This window comes from Bartonella sp. LB28NMGDW (assembly GCF_042194435.1).
In the GTDB taxonomy this organism is placed as follows: Bacteria; Pseudomonadota; Alphaproteobacteria; order Rhizobiales; family Rhizobiaceae; genus Bartonella; species Bartonella grahamii.
This window is the reverse complement of sequence record NZ_JBHIMX010000036.1, coordinates 1-5,029: the sequence shown is the minus strand read 5'-3', so window position 1 is coordinate 5,029 and position 5,029 is coordinate 1. Positions and strand designations below refer to the sequence as shown.

The window sequence follows — 5,029 nt, the reverse complement described above, 5'->3', positions numbered from 1 at the left end:
TCCATACAAACCCATGAGGCAGAAAACTCTTCTTCAAAAGATTGGAAATTCAGCCAATCCACATAAAATTGATGCGGACCTAACATCATCAAAGGATCTCTCATAGGCTCCCTCCCCTTATTCTGTCCCGCCATGCAGAGCATTGGCACGTGCCCGTTGAATGGCGTGGGCAACCGCACGAGCAGTGGCCATGGGTTCACGCGCCCCATTAACATGCACTGTGACATTTTGATTGTGTGTGATGGGGGAACGGTCTTTGTCTCTTTGTTCTCTCACAGAGTAATTGGCATGCCCCGCCCCCGCAAATTGTGCAATCGGTTGAATGGCTGTTTTGCCTCCCAAAAAACTTGGCAAAAACTCTCTTACATCAATGGAACCAATCCACCCCTTAATGCGGCTAGGCAAAGATTTACAAAAATCGCTCAACTTTGTGATAGACGACATAAAACCATCGACAATCGAATTAGCCAGATCTTCGCCCGCTTGTTCCATACCAGCCTTGGCACTCTCCGAGAGCTTTTCCTGTGTAAAAAAACTCTTCAACCATTGCCAAAAGTTGGAAAAGCTTTGTTTAACGCCCTCCCACAAATTGCCAAACCACTCGGCAACAGCGCTAAGCTCTTGTTTAAACTTTTGCCAAACTTGAGAGAGATCAAAAGCATTGGCGATTATATTTTTCCAACGCGTAATGGTGGTGGTATCAGCACCAAAAAAGCGCATAACGGCTTCAAAGGCTTGCCCCCAAGCCCGAGATACCCCCCCGTGCCAAACCTTTGACAAAAGAAGAAAAACGATCCCAATATTTCCACAAAGCAAAACCAGCAGCAAGGATGACAGCCACAACAGCAGCAACCGCAGCCCCTATTGGAGTAAAAATACCCCCCACAACAGAGGCAATACCCGCCCCAACCACTTCGATCACTGTCCCAACAGAGCCAAAAGAGGCAGCAAATGCACTTCCTGAGACAGCAATCCCCCGTAAAGCCCCGACCAACAAGGTCATGGGGCGTAAGAGTCGGAGTGAACTTGCCCCAAGACCCGCGGTTAGCAAGCCCAGCGAGCGCCCTGCGGCTGCTAAGCCCCGCCAGCTTGCAGCAACACCACGACTGAGTACTCTAAGCTTGATAAAAGACGTGATCAATTGAAGAAGCCCAAGGCGTGTCCCGGCAAGAGTAAAGCGCAAAACCCGTAGAGCAATATTAAAAGCCATCAGAGCGGCAATGGTTTTGATGATGGCGCTCGTTAAAGTGGGATGGGCATTCGCCCACGCCATAAGCCCATTGGTAAAATTGCCAACACTTTCCATCAAACTGTTGAGGGGGGGCAGAAGCACTTCACCAATGCTAATCCCCAAAGCCACAATGCGGTTTTGCAACAATTCAAATTGCCGCATAGCACCGGTTGCTTGTTTGTCTGCTTCTTGTTCTACCGAACCTTTAAAGACTTGTGGATCTTTCACATAATCTAAAGCTTGCCCTAACAATTCGGGGTTACCCACCAATTTGGCAAAATCACCAGTAAAATCGCGCCCAGCAATGGCAATCAGGGAACGCATACCCTGTTCAGATTTCGCTAAAACATCAAAAAAGCGTACCAAGGTACCGGTGGCATCTTTGTCCAGATCTTGCATAAATTTTTCGCGAGAAAGCCCGATATTGGCAAAAGCATCTTCAATATGCTTGCCTCCTGCCTGAATACGGGCACTCATCGCATTAAAACCACGCGCGGCACTCTCTGGAACAATCCCAGCAGAAATCATCGCCGTACCAAATGCTGCTGTTTCCCGCGCGGTGAGCTTAAACATGGTTGCCGCACCGGTAGCACGATTGGTAAAATCAGACACCTCACTTGCCTTTGCCGCCATGTGATTAGAGAGATGATTGATAGCATCGCCTAGATCTTCAATGCCTGCTTGATTAAGCTTAAAGACATTGCGCAATTTGGCAAAGCGCTCCCCAATCTGATCTCCCGTCATATCAAAAGCTACAGCCGCTTTGGCAGCATAAATGCTAAAAGCTTCTAGATCTTGTTCGCCAATCCCTGCTTGGCTGGCACTGGTCATCAGTTCTAAGACTTCACGTGCCGCTAGCGGAATCTTGGTGGAGGTTTCAAGCGCAAAACGGCGCAATTCCTTTAAGCGATGAAGGGGGGCATCGAGAACCTTTTCTAATCCCTTCATCGATTGATCAAATTGCATGGCTTTATAGAGCGGTGCAATTAAGGTTGCTGTTTGCGCAATGGCACCCACCATACGCCCCCGCGCTTGGATAAAAGCATTTTTCGCATTCTTTGTCGCATCCTCAAGATGTTCAGGGTCAAACCAATTTTTAAAGTGTTGCCTTGTCTTGTTTTGGAAATGCGCAACATCGCTACTGAAGGCTGCAAGATCACGCTTGGCAGAAGCTATCCCCTCTTGCAGATGATTGACAAAACGCACAACAAGGGAAACATCCATGATCGTCTCTTATCCTAACTGATGGCTTTCATATTCTTGGGCTTTAAGGCGTGCGAGTTCTTCTCGATAGGCAATCACATCCAGCCAATCCATCTGGTTAATTTCTGAAGGCGCCCAGTGATAATAAAGGGCTAGTTCTGCCCCAAATTGTCTGGCAGAGAGGATTGGCGTTGCGTAAAAAAAGCAAAAAAAGCCTTGAAAACAGCCATAATGTCAACAACATCAAGACGATTAATCAATTCAATAGATTCATGTGACATATCGGCTAAAAGCACGGCTATTCCTTCCATAGCCTCATGGGTAAATAAAGCCTCACAAAGCTTAAGAACAAGAATATCATTGCCCAATGTTGTTTTATCCTCTTCTACAGCGGGTAGAACGAGCTCTACCAACTGCGGTCCAATCAACACCGCTAATTGGCGTGCTTGCTTGAAGTTTGGGCGATAAAAGGTCAGTTTCTTGCAGAGAGATTCTTTGCCTCCTTTATCCTGATAAAGAAGCGGAACCTGCAATTCCACGTCAATGCTGGTTTGTAAACTTGTCATGATCAATTCCTATAAATGAGAACCCTATCAATAATGAGAGCTTATAAATTGAGAATAGAGCGGCGGCGAGAACCGATCTCTTGCCCATTGCGGACAAGCCAGCCGCCCCGTTTAAAAGAAAAGCGGTGCAAAACAGAGCCATCCCAAAATTCCGTATAGTCCCAAACATTTTTGATTTCGCAATCATAGCCTGTCGCTTTTCCAGCTGTTAAGCCTTCGCTATCGACTTTGACCAAGCGCCCCGTGACATCAATGGAATGCTCATGCTCGCGTCCATCTTCTTCAGAGATCACATGTTTTTTTCCGGTGAATTTATGACGAAGACCAGGAGGACCACCAAAGATACCGATAATTTCGGGTGTGTGACTGCGGATTTTCATTTGTAAACTTAGCGCTTTCACACCAAGACCGCTCACATCAATTTGCATATCAGAGCCGCCTGGTTGATAGGTTTCGGTGATTTCTTCCAACGTGGGCAGTTTCAATGTCTCAAGATCAAGGTGAAGATTCACATCATCATCAACAATCAAGGTAAAACCGCGTACAATGCGTAAAGTCATGCTTTAACTCCTTGCTGCTTTACGATAAGTTTCAAACGTATCGCCAAATTGATAAGTCATTTTCTTTTGGATATCTTCAGCCAATCGATCAAAATAAGCGCTATTGCGCCGGCTGCCGAAACTCAAATCTTCTAGAGGCGGCACTTCTTCCGCATCAAACTCGACCCGCAATTTTCCCAATTGTAAAGTGCTGTTGGAATTTAAATCGCGGTCAAACCAAACACGGCCACCAAGCAATGCACCACGCGCAATCAGATCATCAAGAAACTGCGTGAGGCTGCGGGTAATAGCAATAACATGTTGACCAGTAAGGTTTTCATCATTGGCCCAAGGGCGGAAACTGTTGATGATCGTTTTTTCCAAAGCTGCACGGGTGCGCACCACATTGACAAAACGCCAGAGTGGATCACTAGAGGTGGTATGATTCCCCCATAAAATACGTCCATTGGCAGCAATTTTTCCATGCGCATTTTGACTAAGTCGTGCTGGAATAAAGGTAGCAATATCGGCTTGGTTGAGGCGATTTGCCTCATGATCGATTTCGCCATCAAAATAGCTAATCGGGCGCGCCGTGCCTAAAATGCCTTTAACATCTTGGTTGGAGGGAGACCAAAAAACACCACCCCTTTGCTTATCACGTTTGATAAACATGGCGGCAGCAAAAGGACTTGCGGGTTTAACACTAACACCCCCATCAGAATTTGCCACCCGCACAAAGGGATCAATCAGGTAACAAAAGCGTGAGGAAAAATCTGCGCGATAGGCAAGGCTTTCTTCCGTGTTTTTACCACCCGTATCAAACACCGCAATCGCTTGTAGCTTTTCTGCCACCTGTTCCAAGGCATCCGCCACGGGGTTTTTACCATTATCAAGGCGCCCTACACTATAAGCCGGTGCCAATAAAATCCCAGGCTCTACCCCTAAATGACCTCTAGCATGCGATAAAGCATGCACACCGGTCAAATGAGCGTTTGATCCCACCATCTCAGTTTGCGTCTCAGCAATGGTTGATTTTTCTTCCACTCGCACAAGAATAATTTGTGCCTCAATCCCTTGCGCACGCACGGCATTGATAACATCAAGAGCTGTGCCTCTTGTCCCAAGCTTTTGGATTTTCTCACCCTCATGTGTAAAAACTAACACAGGCTCGTCGAGGGGAAAAACTTGGTTGTCAGCATCAGGGGCTGTGACAACCGCACCAATAGCGGTCTGATCAAATGTTGCTAAGGGACGGGAATCCTCACCAGCCTCTACAATGCGTATCCCATGATTAAATTCTGTTGCCATCTTGCTCTCCAAATCAATGAAGAGAGAATAACAACCATCACCATGCTCCATAAGCCTGACACTGTCAGTCAAAAAAGCCCTTTCAAAGGGCTTTTAAAGAGCGATAAAAGGACTTAAAAACATATAAGCCTGCTTATAGAACAGCTATCCATTTGACTTCTGTCATATCTTGGTTACTTGTG

Annotated in this window: 3 protein-coding genes and 2 pseudogenes; all 5 read right to left on the bottom strand. The window is 46.5% G+C overall.

Features of this window, described 5'->3' with window-relative positions:
- Positions 1–104: pseudogene (locus tag ACFIKG_RS08525) on the bottom strand (phage tail protein); the annotation flags it as partial.
- Positions 105–117: 13 nt separating this feature from the next.
- Positions 118–2,455: pseudogene (locus ACFIKG_RS08520) on the bottom strand (phage tail tape measure protein).
- 131 nt (positions 2,456–2,586) lie between these two features.
- On the bottom strand, positions 2,587–3,000 hold the full coding sequence (locus ACFIKG_RS08515; RefSeq protein WP_375648859.1) for a hypothetical protein: 414 nt from the start codon (positions 2,998–3,000) through the stop codon (positions 2,587–2,589).
- Between the two features lie 41 nt (positions 3,001–3,041).
- Positions 3,042–3,560 carry a phage major tail tube protein gene (locus ACFIKG_RS08510; protein WP_015856800.1) on the bottom strand — a complete coding sequence of 173 codons (519 nt, stop codon included), beginning with the start codon at positions 3,558–3,560 and terminating at the stop codon, positions 3,042–3,044.
- Between the two features lie 3 nt (positions 3,561–3,563).
- Positions 3,564–4,847, bottom strand: a complete 1,284-nt coding sequence (locus ACFIKG_RS08505) for a phage tail sheath C-terminal domain-containing protein (protein ID WP_375652113.1) — start codon at positions 4,845–4,847, stop codon at positions 3,564–3,566.
- Positions 4,848–5,029: the final 182 nt, after the last annotated feature.

Excerpts from the sequence above, each read along its gene's own strand:
- ACFIKG_RS08510 (WP_015856800.1), bottom strand. The coding sequence starts at position 3,560 with ATGACTTTACGCATTGTACGCGGTTTTACCTTGATTGTTGATGATGAT.
- ACFIKG_RS08515 (WP_375648859.1), bottom strand. The coding sequence starts at position 3,000 with ATGACAAGTTTACAAACCAGCATTGACGTGGAATTGCAGGTTCCGCTT.
- ACFIKG_RS08505 (WP_375652113.1), bottom strand. The coding sequence starts at position 4,847 with ATGGCAACAGAATTTAATCATGGGATACGCATTGTAGAGGCTGGTGAG.